The 16071-nt window shown below is 61.0% G+C and carries 14 protein-coding genes and 1 tRNA gene; 13 read left to right on the forward strand and 2 right to left on the reverse strand.

All coding sequences use genetic code 11. From position 1 onward, the window contains the following. Nucleotides 1-1128: 1128 nt before the first annotated feature. Nucleotides 1129-2043 carry a cation diffusion facilitator family transporter gene (locus tag F1735_RS09415; RefSeq protein WP_167236700.1) on the reverse strand — a complete coding sequence of 305 codons (915 nt, stop codon included), beginning with the start codon at nucleotides 2041-2043 and terminating at the stop codon, nucleotides 1129-1131. 127 nt (nucleotides 2044-2170) lie between these two features. On the opposite strand from F1735_RS09415, the gene F1735_RS09420 reads away from it, so the two are divergent. The 11 genes from F1735_RS09420 (at nucleotide 2171) to F1735_RS09470 (ending at nucleotide 12828) form a co-directional block, all read left to right on the forward strand. Next, nucleotides 2171-2247 (forward strand) — tRNA-Val (locus F1735_RS09420). Nucleotides 2248-2464: 217 nt separating this feature from the next. Further along, nucleotides 2465-4372: a threonine--tRNA ligase gene (thrS, locus tag F1735_RS09425; RefSeq protein ID WP_167236701.1), complete on the forward strand. Its 1908-nt coding sequence runs from the start codon at nucleotides 2465-2467 to the stop codon at nucleotides 4370-4372. Nucleotides 4373-4404: 32 nt separating this feature from the next. Next, nucleotides 4405-4944, forward strand: a complete 540-nt coding sequence (gene infC / locus F1735_RS09430; RefSeq protein ID WP_099878062.1) for a translation initiation factor IF-3 — start codon at nucleotides 4405-4407, stop codon at nucleotides 4942-4944. Nucleotides 4945-5353: 409 nt separating this feature from the next. Further along, nucleotides 5354-5551, forward strand: coding sequence for a 50S ribosomal protein L35 (rpmI, locus tag F1735_RS09435; protein WP_054262960.1), 198 nt, complete (start codon nucleotides 5354-5356; stop codon nucleotides 5549-5551). Between the two features lie 27 nt (nucleotides 5552-5578). Then, nucleotides 5579-5938, forward strand: coding sequence for a 50S ribosomal protein L20 (gene rplT, locus F1735_RS09440; RefSeq protein WP_054262959.1), 360 nt, complete (start codon nucleotides 5579-5581; stop codon nucleotides 5936-5938). 124 nt (nucleotides 5939-6062) lie between these two features. Beyond that, on the forward strand, nucleotides 6063-7079 hold the full coding sequence (gene pheS / locus F1735_RS09445) for a phenylalanine--tRNA ligase subunit alpha (RefSeq protein WP_167236702.1): 1017 nt from the start codon (nucleotides 6063-6065) through the stop codon (nucleotides 7077-7079). A gap of 17 nt (nucleotides 7080-7096) precedes the next feature. After that, nucleotides 7097-9523 carry a phenylalanine--tRNA ligase subunit beta gene (gene pheT, locus F1735_RS09450; RefSeq protein WP_167236703.1) on the forward strand — a complete coding sequence of 809 codons (2427 nt, stop codon included), beginning with the start codon at nucleotides 7097-7099 and terminating at the stop codon, nucleotides 9521-9523. A gap of 107 nt (nucleotides 9524-9630) precedes the next feature. After that, on the forward strand, nucleotides 9631-9978 hold the full coding sequence (locus F1735_RS09455) for an integration host factor subunit alpha (protein ID WP_166879215.1): 348 nt from the start codon (nucleotides 9631-9633) through the stop codon (nucleotides 9976-9978). 8 nt (nucleotides 9979-9986) lie between these two features. Next, a complete protein-coding gene (locus F1735_RS09460) occupies nucleotides 9987-10397 on the forward strand; it encodes a MerR family transcriptional regulator (protein ID WP_167236704.1) in 411 nt (136 codons plus the stop codon). Nucleotides 10398-10600: 203 nt separating this feature from the next. After that, a complete protein-coding gene (locus F1735_RS09465; RefSeq protein WP_054262954.1) occupies nucleotides 10601-11233 on the forward strand; it encodes a response regulator transcription factor in 633 nt (210 codons plus the stop codon). A 164-nt stretch (nucleotides 11234-11397) separates the two neighbouring features. Beyond that, a complete protein-coding gene (locus F1735_RS09470) occupies nucleotides 11398-12828 on the forward strand; it encodes a CHASE3 domain-containing protein (protein WP_167236705.1) in 1431 nt (476 codons plus the stop codon). Nucleotides 12829-12852: 24 nt separating this feature from the next. On the opposite strand, the gene F1735_RS09475 is transcribed toward F1735_RS09470, so the two are convergent. Further along, complete coding sequence (locus F1735_RS09475) at nucleotides 12853-13662, reverse strand: Crp/Fnr family transcriptional regulator (protein WP_167236706.1); 810 nt, start codon at nucleotides 13660-13662, stop codon at nucleotides 12853-12855. A gap of 320 nt (nucleotides 13663-13982) precedes the next feature. Between F1735_RS09475 and F1735_RS09480 the strand changes: the two genes are divergently transcribed. Continuing rightward, nucleotides 13983-14648, forward strand: a complete 666-nt coding sequence (locus tag F1735_RS09480; protein WP_167227200.1) for a response regulator transcription factor — start codon at nucleotides 13983-13985, stop codon at nucleotides 14646-14648. Beyond that, nucleotides 14645-15988: a sensor histidine kinase gene (locus tag F1735_RS09485; protein WP_167236707.1), complete on the forward strand. Its 1344-nt coding sequence runs from the start codon at nucleotides 14645-14647 to the stop codon at nucleotides 15986-15988. The genes F1735_RS09480 and F1735_RS09485 overlap by 4 nt, the downstream gene beginning before the upstream one ends. Nucleotides 15989-16071: the final 83 nt, after the last annotated feature.

Consider the following 16071-nt stretch of genomic DNA (forward strand, 5'->3'; position numbering starts at 1 on the left):
GCATGCCGACATCTTCTGCGCCCTGCAAACGCGACTCTCACGTCTGGGCGCGGCATGATCGGCCAGCGGCGAAAAACGATACGATTGACTGGGCAACTTCATGATTCCGGCGCACCGGAGGGAGAACGCATGGGCTGACGCAGCCAAACTGGCCGGAAATCTTGCCATTTAACTTCAAGCGTGACGGATAAGCGCAGCCTGGAGCGCAACAGCGCTGGACAACGGCCCGAGCACAGCAGAAAATCCGCAAAAAATAGTCGCTTTGCGGATGGGAATGTGTCTGTCAATTTCGGAGCACGGATTCAGGTGTATGCATGTCCAATAGAACTGAGGACAAACAACGTCAAAAGTTAGAGTTTTTTGTGCTCTTGAACTTGAGCTAGCCTTAATTTTAGACATAATTTTCTCTAATAAATTCTCATGGCGAAATTAAGGGGCGAGCACGGCTCGGCACGTTCAATTTCGTTATGCAACCAGGGGTCTGCTATAAACTGCATTTGTGGACTGAGTTGCTAAAAACAGTAATGCCGGCTAAGCGCCAGGCCAAGAGTGTTACGAGAAGCAATATGTCGTTCGATGTATTCATTGCACCAGCGCGCAGCTTCGGTTGTTGAATATCTGATGAGTCGATGCTGGCGACCGGTTCCTGCGCATCTGAAAGCTATCGAAGTAGGAATTGTGCTGCGACTTTAAAAGCTTCGCTTTACGAAGGCGCGCGTCGCAGCAGAATATGCCTGCTGGAACAACGTCGACCTGCTCGATTCGCTCAATGAGCGGCAGTGAACAACGCGGGGACATCTAGTCCGGCCTACTAGCCGGCCAGAGCGGTTCGTGGCTTGACGTGGGCGTGGCCGCGCCGTTGATATTGGCTGGGATTGGAGGGCGCCTTGCTAGTCGCGGTGCCTCGCGAGAGGCGCGGGTGACGTACAAAGTGTCGCTCTCCACCCACCGCACCGGAGTTTGCCGGACAGCTAAGTAAGTGCGCATAATTCTTGTCATTTCCAGCTTCCATAAGCGGCGCCTTGCTGCGTTGCTCACCGCCGCAGTACTCGCACTGCGGCGCGGCGTGCGCCTTGCAAGGCATCCGCTTCTGTTCGCTATCAACCACGATAATTTCTGCACGCTTGCTTAGTCGTGCGATTCCGGCTGCAGGGTCACATGGTCGATGCCGTGTTTGGCGAGCAGCATCTCCTTGACCGTGGCCAGCACTTCCGGCCAGTCGCGCAGGTTGCCGATGCGCAGGTGGCCGATCAGGGCTGGCTGGCCGGGCGACATGTCCCACACGTGCAGGTCATGCACCGACAGCACGCCCGGCACGGCGGCCAGGTCGGCGCCCACTTGCAGGTAGTCGATCTGGTGCGGCACGCCTTCCATCAGCGCATGGTAGGAGTCGCGCAGCACGCCGATGGTCGACTGTAATATCAACACCGATACAAACAGCGACAGCAGCGGGTCGATCGGCATCCAGCCGGTGAAGTAAATCACGGCGCCGGCGGCAATCGCCGCGATCGAGCCGAGAATGTCGCCCATCACATGCACCAGCGCGGCGCGGGTGTTGATGCTGTCCTGGTCGCGCGCGAGCAGCCATGCCACCAGCAGGTTGACGGCCAGGCCGATCACGGCGACCACGAACACGGCGCCGCCCTCGACCTGCTGCGGGCTGCGGAAGCGGTGCAGCGCTTCGAACACGATCCAGCCGACCACGGCCAGCATGGCGAGCGCGTTGACGAAGGCGGCCAGCGCTTCGGCGCGGCCGAAGCCGAACGAGTGGCGCGCCGAGGGAGGACGCTTGGCGATCAGTTGCGCCAGCAGGGCCAGGCCGAGCGCGGCGCCGTCGGTGACCATGTGGCCGGCGTCGGAGATCAGGGCCAGCGAATTGGAGAGGAAGCCGGTCAGCACTTCGATCACGGCGAACGCCAGGGTCAGGCAGAGGGCGAAGGCGAGCGCGCCCTCGCTGCGGCCGACGCTGACGTGGGTATGTTTGGCGTCGCCCTTGTGGTGGGCGTGCAGATGGGCGGAGGAGGGGGTGGGTTTGGCGTGCATGACAGGAGTGTAATAGAAAACGCCAGCGCATTTCCCTGCCGTCAGGCGGGGTACTTCAAGGCGCTTGAACATCGTGTTGAAAAAGCGCTTGTCATTCGGGGAATGGCTCTCTATAATGCTGGTCTTCGGGCGGTTAGTTCAGCTGGTTAGAATACTTGGTCGACATCCAAGGGGTCGGGGATTCGAATTCCTCACCGCCCACCAGAACATGCAGTACTGAGTAAGAGAGAGAAAGGCACCATGGTTATGACACCGCGAACTACGACGGAGTTGTTCCAGCGACGCTAGTCGAGGTGCTTCCTTTTGCTTGTTCAAAATGAAAAACGCGGCTAGTCCGCGTTTTTTTTCGTCCGCATTTTTGCGCACCCCTTTGTTTGTACTTTATTTGTCATTCCCTATCAGTTTCGTTCAGGAGAACAGCATGGTTTCAGTCCGCCTTCCCGATGGTTCAGAGCGCCAGTTTGATGGCCCAGTCACCGTAGCCCAGGTTGCAGCGAGCATCGGTACAGGCCTGGCCAAAGCGGCGCTGGCCGGCAAAGTCGACGGCAAGGTCGTCGACACCTCCTTCCTGATCGGGCAAAACGCCGATCTGGCCATCATCACCGATAAAGATCCCGAAGGCCTGGACGTGATCCGTCACTCCACCGCCCACTTGCTGGCCTACGCGGTCAAGGAACTGTATCCGGAAGCCCAGGTCACCATCGGCCCGGTGATCGAGAATGGTTTCTTCTACGATTTCGCCTACAAGCGCCCGTTCACGCCGGAAGACCTGATCGCGATCGAAAAGAAGATGGCCGAACTGGTCAAGAAAGATGAAAAAGTCACGCGCACCGTGTTGCCGCGCGACGAGGCGGTGGCTTACTTCAAGTCCATCGGCGAAGCCTACAAGGCCGAAATCATTGCCTCGATTCCCGCCGGTGAAGACGTGTCGCTGTACGCCGAAGGCGGTTTTACCGACCTGTGCCGCGGCCCGCACGTGCCCAACACGGGCAAGCTGAAAGTATTCAAGCTGATGAAGGTGGCGGGCGCCTACTGGCGCGGCGACTCCAAGAATGAAATGCTGCAGCGTATCTACGGCACCGCCTGGCTCAAGAAGGAAGACCAGGAACTGTACCTGCACAACCTGGAAGAAGCGGAAAAGCGCGACCACCGCAAGCTGGGCAAGGCGCTCGACTTCTTCCACTTCCAGGATGAAGCGCCGGGCTTGATCTTCTGGCATCCGAAGGGCTGGACCATCTGGCAACAGGTTGAGCAATACATGCGCAATGTGTATCAGGTCAATGGCTACCAGGAAGTGAAGGCGCCGCAGATCCTCGATCGCGGCCTGTGGGAAAAGACGGGTCACTGGGACAATTATCGCGAAAACATGTTCGTCACCGAGTCGGAAAACCGCTCGTACGCCCTGAAACCGATGAATTGCCCTGGCCACATCCAGATTTTCAATTCCGGCATGAAGAGCTACCGCGACCTGCCGCTGCGCTACGGCGAATTCGGCCAGTGCCACCGCAACGAGCCGTCCGGCGCGCTGCACGGCATGATGCGGGTGCGCGGCTTTACCCAGGATGACGGCCACATTTTCTGTACCGACGAGCAGATTCCGGGCGAAGTCGCCGCCTTCCACGCGCAGGCGATGGAAGTCTACACCGCCTTCGGCTTCGAGAATATCGACGTCAAGCTGGCCCTGCGCCCGGACAGCCGTATCGGCAGCGAGGAAAGCTGGGACATCGCCGAGGAAGCGCTGCGCAGCGCGCTGCGTGCCTGCAAGGTGGAATGGACCGAGCTGCCGGGCGAGGGCGCGTTCTACGGCCCCAAGATCGAATACCACCTCAAAGACAGCCTGGGCCGCGCATGGCAGGTCGGCACGGTGCAGATCGACCCGTCGATGCCGGGCCGCCTGGGCGCCGAGTACACCGCCCCGGACAACACCAAGAAGGTGCCGGTCATGCTGCACCGCGCGATCGTCGGTTCGCTCGAGCGCTTCATCGGCATCCTGATCGAAAACTATGCCGGCGCGATGCCGCTCTGGTTGTCGCCAGTGCAAGTGTCGGTGCTCAATATTTCCGATGCGCAAGCCGACTACACCCAGGAAGTCGCAACGAAGTTGCGCAAACTCGGGTACCGCGTTCACGCTGATTTGCGCAACGAGAAAATTACGTTTAAAATACGTGAACATTCCGTCCAAAAAGTACCGTACATCCTCGTGATCGGTGACAAAGAACGGGATGCCAACACTGTGGCCGTGCGAGCTCGTGGCAATGTCGACTTGGGAGTCATGTCCCTCGATGCCCTGGTGGAGCGCCTCAAACACGAGGTCGATTCCAAAGCTTGACGAGTTAAATCTCGACGCGGCTAATTCATCAGATTTTAAAAGGAAACAACATAGCTACTGACAAGTCGCATCGCATCAATGGCGAAATCACCGCCCCCGAAATGCGTTTATCCGGGGTGGAAAACGAGCCGCTTGGCATTGTGAGCCTGGCTGAGGCTTTTCGTCTGGCCGAAGAAGCGAACGTAGATCTGGTGGAAATTGCGCCGACCGCGCAACCACCGGTATGCCGTCTGATGGACTACGGCAAGTTCAAATATTCGGAGCAGAAGAAGGCGCACGAAGCCAAATTGAAGCAAAAGATCATCCTCGTGAAGGAAGTCAAATTCCGTCCGGGTACCGATGATGGCGATTACAATATCAAGCTGAAAAACCTGATGAAGTTCCTCGATGAGGGTGACAAAACCAAGATCACGCTGCGTTTCCGCGGTCGTGAGATGGCTCACCAGGACATCGGCTTCCGCATGCTGGAACGTTTGAAGGCCGATCTTGAGCCGTATGGCCAGGTCGAGCAGTTCCCGAAGATGGAAGGTCGTCAGATGATCATGATCCTCTCGCCGAAGAAGAAGAAGTAAGCAAAGAACGGGCTGCCCAGGCAGCTTGTGCAAAGAAGCGCCCCGCCACGCAAGTGCCAGGGGCGCTTTGTTTTGTGGGCTTGCCATCGGCTATCCCCGGCGCCGTCATCCCCGTGCAGGCGGGGATCCAAGATCGTCGCTCAGGGGCCAGGCTACGGAGCAAACTTGGGTCCCCGCCTGCGCGGGGACGACGGTTTTTACGCCGGCAACTGAGGAAATGCGCTTGGCTGCGGGTGTGTCCAAGGCAACTTTCCCCCAATAAGCTTGCATTCGCACCCAACTTCTGTGTTATGATCTCCGGCTTCCTCCTTCACTGGCGGAAGACAATGTGAAAGCAGGCATCTAAGTGCAGCACAGCGTTGCCACCTGCAATCCTATAATGGAGCTGTCCGACAAGGACAGAACTGCTATGCCTAAAATGAAGACCAAAAGCTCCGCGAAGAAGCGTTTTCGCGTGCGTCCAGGTGGAACCGTTAAATCGGGTCACGCTTTCAAACGTCACATCCTGACCAAGAAAACCACCAAGAGCAAGCGCCAACTGCGCGGAATCACGAACGTCGATGCAGCGGATGTCAAGTCCGTCATGCGTATGATGCCGTCGGCTTAATCTCACCACTCACATTAAGGAGTTACTATGCCTAGAGTAAAACGTGGGGTTACAGCTCGTGCCCGTCATAAGAAAATTCTTGTACAAGCTAAAGGCTACCGTGGTCGCCGCAGCCGAGTATACCGTGTTGCCAAGCAAGCAGTCATGCGCGCTGGCCAATACGCTTACCGCGATCGCCGCAACAAGAAACGCGTATTCCGCCGCCTGTGGATCGCCCGTATCAACGCCGCTTCCCGTGAGCATGGCGTAACGTACAGCGTATTCATGAACGGCCTGAAAAAAGCATCTATCGAACTGGACCGTAAAGTCCTGGCCGATATGGCTGTGATGGACAAGCCGGCCTTCGCCGCGATTGTCGCAGCAGTGAAAGCCAAGATCGCTGCGTAAGCAATGATCGATGCAAGCGCCGCCCCCGGGTGGCGCGCAAAGAGCGGGGCAGAGGTTCAAACCTGTGCCCCGTTTTTGATTGTGGCGCGTGCGCCAGTCCCGCTCAACAGGAAAAAAACATCGCATGAACTCCCTGGAAGAACTCGTCGTCTCGGCACAGGCTGACTTTATCGCCGCCGAAGATGCTGCCGCACTGGAAAACGCCAAAGCCAAGTACCTTGGCAAGACTGGCCAGATTACCGAGCAAATGAAGGGCTTGGGCAAGCTCGACCCGGAACAGAAAAAGACCCAGGGCGCGCTGATCAACGCCGCCAAGGTCCGGATCGAAGCGGCGCTTGGCGCACGGCGCGACGCGCTGGCCAACGCCCAGCTCGAAGAGCGCCTGAACGCCGAAGCGATCGACATCACCCTGCCGGGCCGTGGCCGCGCCAAGGGCGGCATCCACCCGGTGATGCGTACCTGGGAACGGGTCGAGGAAATCTTCCGCTCGATCGGTTTCGACGTGGCCGATGGCCCGGAAATCGAAAACGACTGGACCAATTTCACGGCGCTCAACAGCCCGGAAAACCACCCGGCCCGTTCGATGCAGGACACCTTCTACATCGAAGGCAATGACAGCACCGGTAAACCCTTGCTGCTGCGCACCCACACCAGCCCGATGCAGGTGCGCTACGCGCGCACCCACACGCCGCCGATCAAGGTGATCGCGCCCGGCCGCACCTACCGGGTCGACAGCGATGCGACCCACTCGCCGATGTTCCACCAGGTCGAAGGCCTGTGGATCGCCGAAGACATTTCGTTCGCCGACCTCAAGGGCGTGTACCTGAATTTCGTCAAGGCCTTCTTCGAGACCGACGACCTGCAGGTACGCTTCCGTCCCTCGTACTTCCCGTTCACCGAACCGTCGGCCGAGATCGACATCGCCTTCGGCAGCGGCCCGCTCAAAGGGCGCTGGCTGGAAGTGTCGGGCGCCGGCCAGGTACACCCGACGGTGGTGCGCAATTTCGGGCTCGACCCGGAAAAATTCATCGGCTTCGCGTTCGGCTCCGGCCTCGAGCGCCTGACGATGCTGCGTTACGGGATCAACGACCTGCGCCTGTTCTACGAAGGCGACCTGCGCTTCCTGAAGCAATTTAACTAATTCAAGGTGTACTGATTATGCAATTTTCCGAAAATTGGCTCCGTACCATGGTCGATCCGAAGATGACTTCGGATGAATTGGCTCACCTGCTGACCATGTCCGGCCTGGAAGTGGAAGAAGTCGACGCGGTCGCGCCGCCATTCTCGAACGTGGTCGTGGCCGAAGTGCTGGAAGTGGCCAAGCACCCGAACGCGGACCGCCTGAACGTGTGCAAGGTCAATGTCGGCACCGGCACCTTGCTCACTATCGTGTGCGGCGCGCCCAACGTGCGCGCCGGCATGAAGGCCATCTGCGCCATGGCCGGCGCAATCCTGCCGCCGGGCGCGGACGGCAAGCCTTTCGTGATCAAGGTCGGCGAACTGCGCGGCGTGGAATCGCAGGGCATGATGTGCTCGGCCAAGGAACTCAAACTGTCCGAGGAAACGAGCGGGCTGATGGAGTTGCCGGAAGATGCGCCGGTCGGCCAGAATATCCGCGACTACCTCGCGCTGAACGACCTCAAGTTCACCATCAAGTTGACGCCGAACAAGGCGGACTGCCTGTCGGTGCTGGGCGTGGCGCGTGAAGTGTCGGCCCTGACCGGCACCCCCCTGGTCTTGCCGCAAACGCGACAGGTCGCGGTCAACGGCAGCGAAATCCTGCCCGTCAAGATCAGCGCGCCGGACCTGTGCGGCCGCTTTAGCGGGAGGATCATCCGCGGCCTGAACGCCAAGGCCGCCACGCCGGACTGGATCCGCCAGCGCCTCGAGCGCAGCGGCCAGCGTCCGCTGTCGGCCCTGGTCGATATTTCCAATTACGTCATGCTGGAGCTGGGCCGTCCATCGCACGTGTTCGACATGGACAAGATCCATGGTTCGCTGGACGTGCGCTGGGGCAAAAAGGGCGAGTCGCTCAAGCTGTTGAACGGCAACACCGTGGAAGTCGACGACTGGATCGGCGTGATCGCCGATGAGCAGGAAATCGAATCGCTGGCCGGCATCATGGGCGGCGATTCCACCTCGGTCTCGCTCGAGACCACGCATATTTACCTGGAAGCGGCGTTCTGGTGGCCGAACGCGATCCAGGGGCGCGCGCGCCGTTTTAACTTTTCGACCGATGCGGCGCACCGCTTCGAGCGCGGCGTCGATTTCGCCACCACCGTCGAGCACATCGAGCGCATCAGCGCCCTGATCGTGGAAATCTGCGGCACCCAGGATACCGTGGTCAGCCCGATCGACGACCAGATCGTCAACGTGCCGCTGCCGAAAGCGGTCACCCTGCGCACCGCGCGCGCGCAAAAGGTGATCGGCGTGCCGATCACGGACGCCATGGTGGCCGACATTTTCACCCGCCTGGGCTTGCCGTTCACGCAGGAGCCGGGCGTGTTTTCGGTGACCGCGCCGACCTACCGTTTCGATATCGAAATCGAGGAAGACCTGATCGAGGAAGTGGCGCGCGTGTACGGCTTCGAGAACATTCCAGCCTTGCCGCCGGTGGCCGCCAGCCAGATGATCATCGCCCCGGAAAACACCCGCTCGCTGTTCGCGGTGCGCCACCAGTTGGCCGACCTCGGTTACCAGGAAGTGGTCAACATGAGTTTCGTCGATTCCGCGTGGGAAACCGACTTCGCCGACAACAAGGACCAGATCAAGCTGGTCAACCCGATCGCCAGCCAGATGAACGTGATGCGTTCCTCCCTGATCGGTTCCTTGGTCGCCAACGTGCGCTACAACCTGAACCGCAAAGCGGGCAGGGTGCGCGCCTTCGAAGTGGGCGCCATCTTCCGCCGCAACGCGCAAGCGCTGGACGGTCCGTTGTCGATCGCCGGTTTCGAGCAGCCCAAGCGCGTCGCCGCCATTGCCTACGGCCCGGCGCTGGACGAACAATGGTCGGTCAAGTCGGTAGCGGTCGATTATTTCGATGTCAAGGCCGATGTGGAAGCCCTGTTCGCGCCGCGCACCTTGCGTTTCGTCAAGACCAGCCACCCGGCCCTGCATCCGGGACGCTCGGCGGTGATCGAACTGGACGGCCAGGAAATCGGCTTCATCGGCGAATTGCACCCGCGCTGGCTGCAAAAGTACGATTTGCCGCAGGCCCCGGTCCTTTTCGAAGTGGATGCCATTGCGTTGCAGCAACGATCCGTGCCAAAATATGAAGAGATTTCGAAATTCCCCGGCGCCACGCGCGACCTGGCCTTTGTCGTGAAAAACACGCTGGCGGCGCAGGACCTGCTGGACGCTTTCACTGCGGAATTGCAGGTAAATCCGGCAGGAAAGATTGTGCAAGCCATTGTTTTGTTTGATGAATATCGCGGAAAAGGATTGGAGGCTGACGAAAAAAGCCTTGCTTTCCGCTTTAGCTTGCAAGATACTCAAACCACCCTGCAGGACGATGTGGTCGAAGGCGTCATGAAGGCGCTGGCTGCGTCGGCCGAGCAGAAACATGACGCGAAGCTGCGTTCATAACCGATCCCACCAGCAGTAACGACACGAGGCAGGGCTGTAAAATTAATAACAACGACGTTGATTCCGCCGTACTCCAGTCGGCGCTGGCGGCCGACCTGCACCGCGCGATGCAGGACGCCAGGGTTCGCCAGGACGCGGCGAAGAATCTGCCGACCCTGACCAAGGCCGAGCTGGCCGAACTGCTGTTCGAGCAGGTCGGCCTGAACAAGCGCGAAGCCAAGGACATGGTCGAGACCTTCTTCGACGAGATCAGGAACGCGCTCGAGCGTGGCGAGGCGGTGAAGTTGTCGGGCTTCGGCAACTTCCAGCTGCGCGACAAGCCCCAGCGCCCTGGCCGCAATCCCAAGACTGGCGAAGAAATTCCCATCACGGCGCGCCGCGTCGTGACCTTTCACGCCAGCCAGAAGCTCAAAGGCATGGTTGAAGAAACCAGCCCGATGGCGCGCGCCGCCTGAAGTGACCCATGAATGATCGTGCGAGCAAGTCCGACCTGATCGTGTTGCCGGCCATCCCGGCCAAGCGCTATTTCACGATCGGCGAGGTCAGTGAGTTGTGCGGCGTCAAACCGCACGTACTTCGCTACTGGGAGCAGGAATTTACCCAGCTTAAACCGGTCAAACGACGTGGAAACCGCCGCTATTACCAGCACCACGAGGTGTTGCTGATCCGTCGTATCCGCGAACTGTTGTACGAACAAGGCTTTACGATCAGTGGGGCGCGCAATAAACTCGATAGCCGCATCGGCGCGCTGCTGGCGCCGCCCGAGGACGATGCCGCCCCTGACCAAGAGACGGCGGCGCCGCCCGAGATCGACCGCGCCCTGATCCGCAGCGAACTGCTGGCCATCCTGGCCGTGCTCAAGGGCGCAAGCTAGGACGGCGGCGAGCTCCCGTGGCAGATTGCAGGGGGCCTCGTGCCCCCTGTTTTTTGCGGTCCATCCGGGCGGGCCGGGCCGCGCGGAGCGTCATACGTGTTTGTACTGAACAGCCAGAGTGCTAGAATACTAACGCATGCGCAGTGCCGGGCGCGCGGTTCGCCTCGGCTCTTTCCTATGCAAGGATAATTTAAGGGAAGACAATGATACGCGTTGCCATATGTGACGATCACCAGATAGTACGTGCAGGTTTCAAACAGATCTTTTCTTCGTCACCCGACTTCGATGTCGTGGCCGAAGGGGCCACCGGGCGCGAAGCCCTGGACATCGCGCGCCGCGAAATCTGCGACGTGCTGCTGCTCGATATCGCCATGCCGGACCAGAGCGGGATCGACATCCTGCGCACCATCCGCCAGGGGCAGCCGAACCTGCCGGTGCTGATCCTGTCCGGCTATCCGGCGCAGCAATATGCGCTGAACCTGTTCAAGATGGGCGCCAACGGCTACCTCAACAAGGAATGCGAAGCCGACGAGCTCAAGACCGCGGTACGCACCGTGTTCCAGGGCCGCCGCTACGTCAGCTCCACGGTGGGCGAACTGCTGGCCCAGAGCTTCGACCGCGATCCCAACACGGCGCTGCATACCGAGTTGTCGGACCGCGAGTTCCAGGTGTTCCTGCGCCTGGCCAAGGGCGCGACCGTGTCCGACATCGGCGTGGCGCTGTCCCTCTCGATCAAGACGGTGTCGACCTACCGCACCCGGATCATGGAAAAAATGGGCTTGCAGTCGAACAGCGACCTGACCTATTACGCCATGAAGAACAACCTGCTCGACTGATCTTGCGGGCGCGCCGGCCGCGCCTGACGCCTGTTTTGCCCGCCGCGCGGCCTGCCGCGCCGGCGCGTCCCTCTCTCCTACAGTCCAGCTTGGCTGCGGCACGGCTTTTCCCGGTCTATAATTTGTTTCTGCCCGGCTCTGCAGTGCGCAAAAGGATTCCCAGGATGTATTTTTCCACCGAACCAGCGGTCACCACCGGCTTGCCCTTGTATAAGACCGTGCTGTGCCTGACGTGCGTGCTGATCCTCATCATCAATGGCGTGAGCCTGTTCCACAACCTCGGCCAGCTCAAGGGCGCCAACGACATCCAGGGCCAGACCGCCAAGGTGATCGACAAGGTCCAGTACGTCAATGTGCTGATCATGGATGCCGAAAGCAGCTTGCGCGGCTACTTCCTGTCCGGCTCCGAAGTCTACCTGGGGCCGCTGCGTACGGCCTCGTCCGAGATCGACGCCCAGTTCGCCGAGCTCGACCGACTGCTGGCCGAGACCCCGTCCCAGCGCCGCAGCCTGGCCCAGCTGCATACCCTGGTCTACCGCAAGCTCGACACCATGAACCAGGTGCTCGACGTCTACCGTGCGGGCGGGCTCGATGACATCGTCAAGATCGCCGGTTCGTCCGACAGCAAGTCCGACATGGATGAAATCCGCCTGCAGGTGGTGATTTTGGTGCAGGAGCAAAACGAATTGCTGGCCGCCCGCAGCGCCACGTTTGCGCGCGAATACCGGAACGCCGTGTTTTTGGGCATCAGCATCAACGCCATGGCGATCCTGGTGCTGGCCTTGTTCTACCGCCTGATCCGGCGCAGTTATGTTGCCCGGGCGACTACCCAGCGCGCGCTGGAAAGCGCCAACGACAAGCTCGAATCGATGGTGGTGCTGCGTACCGAGCAATTGTCGGTGCTCTCGCGCCACCTGATCAGCGTGAGCGAAGAAGAAAAGGCGCGCCTGGCGCGCGAACTGCACGATGAACTGGGGGCCAACCTGACCTCGATCAATATCGACTTGAACGCCGTGGCCGACACCGTGCGCGCCGGCGCGCCCGAGCTGGCGTTGATGCTCGACCGCGCGCGCGCCACCCTGGTCGAGACGGTCGAACTGAAGCGCCGCATCGTCGACAACCTGCGCCCCAGCCTGCTCGACCACCTGGGCCTGGCGGCCGCCGTGCAAAGTTACTGCGAGGAATTCGGGCGGGTCACCAAGCTCGACTGCGAAGCGCTGATCGACGGCGATATCGATGTCGCCGGCCCGACGCATGCGATCGCGGCGTTCCGGATCATCCAGGAGTCGCTCAACAATATCGCCAAGTATGCGCGCGCGCGCCACGTGATCGTCCACCTGGGGCGCGAAGCGGGCGGTCTGGCGCTGGAAGTGAGCGATGACGGGGTCGGCATCGACGCCGACGCTGTGGCCAAGCCGAAATCGCATGGCTTGCTGGGCATGCGCGAGCGCGCCTTGCTGCTGGGGGGAAGCTTGCGGGTGAAGCGGGGCGTAAACAACGTGGGAACCTGCGTGGAAGCCTTCATTCCGCTCTCGCGCGTGGCCGACAGCGGCGAGGCGGCGCCGCTCCCTTTTAGGTCCCATGACGGCCGATAGTCCTCCTATCGACCGTCATGGGCGCTAGCGGGCTACATCCATCAGAAGGCGATCGTATTCGGTCTTTGCGACCTTATAGCACTCGCCGGCGTACGCTTCGAGGCCCTGGCGGTCAATCACGGTGATGTTGCCGCGACGGTATTGAATCAGGCCATCGTCCTGCAACTTTCCGGCCGCGGCGGTAATGCTTTCGCGACGCACGCCGAGCATGATCGAAATCAGTTCCTGGGTCACTTTCAGCTCGTTCGATGCGGAACGGTCGAGGCGGTCGAGCAGCCAGCGGCACAGCTTTTGTTCGATCGAGCTGTGGCGGCCGCCGACGGCGTTCTGGGCCATCTGGGCGAACAGCGCATTGGTGTAGCGCATCAGAAGCTGGGGCAGGGCGCCGCCCTGGTTGAAGGCGTCGCGCAGGTACTGGGTCTTGAGGCGGTAGCCGTAGCCGGCGCTCTGGACCACGGCGCTGCACATGGCGCGTTCGCCCATGAACAGCGACATGCCGACCACGCCTTCATGGCCGACCACGGCGATCTCGGTGGTGGCGCCGTCTTCCATCACGTACAGCAGGGACACGATGGCCGTGGTCGGGAAGTAAACGTTTTCGAGCTTGCTGCCGTATTCAAACAGTTCTTTGCCGAAAGGCAGGGCGACCAGTTCCAGGTGGTCGAACAGGGTTTCGAGATCCTTGCGGGGAAGCGCGGCCAGCAATTCGTTTTGCTGGGTGCCGCTAAAGCTGACAACGGGGCGGGCTGCAACTTTTGACTCGTGCGCGCTGGCAGGAATCTGGCCCACCGGCGATGTGTTCTGGGCGGTAGTACCAAGTTGAGTGTTGTTCATTTTTATTCCTCACTATCTGAAACGGACTTCAAGGGCGCTTCACTTTCACTTGCAGCGAATCGCGATGTACGAACAGTAAAGCTTCCGTCTGTTGGCGAACATAAGACTGGCAGTCGCCCCCATGTAGGTTCAATGCATAAATTCTTGTAATCCCAGTCCTACTGGGGAAAAATGCGAAAAATTGTCATTTTGCTCATGCTTTAAGGTGGGGAAACGCACAGAAGATGCACAAAACCACGTTTTCGAGGGGTGCCAATCCTTGGAAGCTGCCCCCGCCATGCCCCATAATATGAATATCGCAACTTACTGAAAGCCCCGGCATGCACGTACTACTGGTCGAAGACGATGCCGTGCTGGCCGACGGCCTGACCCGCCTGCTGCAGGGACACGCGATGGTGGTCGACGTGGTCGGCAGCGGCACCCAGGCCGACCAGGTGCTGCAGCGCGCCGAGGTGGCGGTGGTGGTGCTCGACATCGGCCTGCCCGGCATCGACGGTTTCGAGGTGGTGCGGCGCCTGCGCGCGCGCGGCAGCGCGGTGCCGGTGTTGCTGCTGACCGCGCGCGACGCCATCGAGGACCGCGTGCGCGGCCTGGAGCTGGGCGCCGACGATTACCTGGTCAAGCCCTTCGCCACCGCCGAACTGGTGGCGCGCATCAAGGCCCTGGCGCGCCGCAATACGCCCAAGCCGGTCAGCCTGTCGCTGGGCCGCCTGACGCTCGACACCTCGTCCAAGCGCGCCCATATCGAAGGGCGCCCGGTGGAGCTGTCGGTGCGCGAATGGGCCGTGCTCGAATACCTGTTGCAGCACAGCGCCCGCGTGGTATCGAAGCAGCAGATCATCGACGCCATCCTGCCGTGGGGGGAAGATGTCAGCCTGAACGCGGTCGAGGTCTACATTTCGCGCCTGCGCATCAAGATCGCCGACGCCGGCATCAGCATCCGCACCATCCGCGGCTTCGGTTACATGCTCGAGCAGGATGTATGACCAGCATCCGGGTGCGCCTGCTGCGATGGCTGATCGTCCCGATCCTGCTCATCAACCTGGCGGGCGCGGCGCTGACCTACATGCTGGCCTGGATTCCGGCCCAGCTGGCTTTCGACCAGAGCCTGGCTGACGCCGGCGGGGCGCTGGCGGCGCGCCTGTACGGCGGCCCCGGCCAGCCGGGCATCGACTTGCCGACCCAGGCCGAGCAAGTCTTGCGCGCCGACGATGTCGACGCCCTGTACTTCATCGTGCGCACCCACGACGGCAAGGTGATTGCCGGCGATGTCGATTTTCCGCGGCTGGCCGCGCCGTCCAGCCGCGCCTACGACGACGTCATGCGCGGCGAGGAGGTGCGGGTGTCGAGCCGGGTTGCCGGCAAGGGCGCGCGCGCGGTCCACATCGGGGTGGCGAAAACCATGCGCAAGCGCCTGCAGGTACGCTCGGCCACCTTGCGCGCCCTGGTCTTGCTGGAAACCCTGTTCACCCTGGCCCTGGTCGGCCTGATCTGGATTTCGGTGACCAACGGGCTGCAACCGCTGGCGCGCATGCGCGCCAACCTGCTGCAGCGCGACGCGACCGAGCTGGCCGCGATCGAGCATGCCGGGGTGCCGCTCGAGTTGACCCCGGTCACGGCCGCCTTCAATGAACTGCTCGACAAGGTGCGTTCCGGCGCCAAGGCCCAGCACGATTTCCTGGCCGATGTCGCGCACCAGCTGCGCACCCCGCTGGCCGGCATCAAGCTGCAGCTCGAATGGCTGGCGGCGCGCTACCCGGGCGAGCCCGAGACCGTCCATTCGGTGCGCCTGATGCTGCTCTCGAACGAGCGCATGATCCGCCAGACCAACCAGTTGCTGGCGCTGGCCCGGGCCGAACCGTCGCGCTTCGAGAAAACCCGGCTCGAACGGGTGGACCTGGCCGTCCTGGTCGAGCAGGTGATCCAGTATTTCGTCGACGAGGCCGGCAAGAAGCGGATCGATATCGGCTTCGAACTCAAGCGCGCCATCGTACCCGGCAACAGCTTTTTGCTGCGCGACCTGATCGATAACCTGATCGACAACGCGGTGCGCTACACGCCGCGCGCCGGCACCGTCACGGTGCGCTGCTTTACCGAGGACGGCGTGGCCGTGCTGCAGGTGGAAGACTCCGGGCCCGGCATCGCGCCGCACCTGCGCGGTCGCGTGTTCCAGCGCTATGTGCGGCTCGACGACAAGACCGAAGGCAGCGGCCTGGGCCTGGCGATCGTGCGCGACATCGCGCTGGCCCACAAGGCGCGTATCGATGTTGCCGCCGGCCCCGGCGGGAAGGGCACCCTGATGAGCGTGCATTTTCCGCTGATTTAGCAAAAAAACATCAGTTTACGTGCATTTGTCAGGCTTTTGTCAGCCTTTCCTCAGGGAACTGCAAGGTTGGGTATTTATAATAA

The organism is Massilia genomosp. 1 (genome assembly GCF_011682185.1).
GTDB classification, from domain to species: domain Bacteria; phylum Pseudomonadota; class Gammaproteobacteria; order Burkholderiales; family Burkholderiaceae_D; genus Telluria_A; species Telluria_A rubra.

Coding starts and splice junctions, on each gene's coding strand:
- thrS (WP_167236701.1), top strand. CDS start 2,465: ATGGTTTCAGTCCGCCTTCCCGATGGTTCAGAGCGCCAGTTTGATGGC.
- F1735_RS09475 (WP_167236706.1), bottom strand. CDS start 13,662: ATGAACAACACTCAACTTGGTACTACCGCCCAGAACACATCGCCGGTG.
- pheS (WP_167236702.1), top strand. CDS start 6,063: ATGAACTCCCTGGAAGAACTCGTCGTCTCGGCACAGGCTGACTTTATC.
- rplT (WP_054262959.1), top strand. CDS start 5,579: ATGCCTAGAGTAAAACGTGGGGTTACAGCTCGTGCCCGTCATAAGAAA.
- F1735_RS09460 (WP_167236704.1), top strand. CDS start 9,987: ATGAATGATCGTGCGAGCAAGTCCGACCTGATCGTGTTGCCGGCCATC.
- F1735_RS09465 (WP_054262954.1), top strand. CDS start 10,601: ATGATACGCGTTGCCATATGTGACGATCACCAGATAGTACGTGCAGGT.
- F1735_RS09470 (WP_167236705.1), top strand. CDS start 11,398: ATGTATTTTTCCACCGAACCAGCGGTCACCACCGGCTTGCCCTTGTAT.
- F1735_RS09485 (WP_167236707.1), top strand. CDS start 14,645: ATGACCAGCATCCGGGTGCGCCTGCTGCGATGGCTGATCGTCCCGATC.
- F1735_RS09415 (WP_167236700.1), bottom strand. CDS start 2,043: ATGCACGCCAAACCCACCCCCTCCTCCGCCCATCTGCACGCCCACCAC.
- rpmI (WP_054262960.1), top strand. CDS start 5,354: ATGCCTAAAATGAAGACCAAAAGCTCCGCGAAGAAGCGTTTTCGCGTG.
- pheT (WP_167236703.1), top strand. CDS start 7,097: ATGCAATTTTCCGAAAATTGGCTCCGTACCATGGTCGATCCGAAGATG.
- F1735_RS09455 (WP_166879215.1), top strand. CDS start 9,631: ATGCAGGACGCCAGGGTTCGCCAGGACGCGGCGAAGAATCTGCCGACC.
- F1735_RS09480 (WP_167227200.1), top strand. CDS start 13,983: ATGCACGTACTACTGGTCGAAGACGATGCCGTGCTGGCCGACGGCCTG.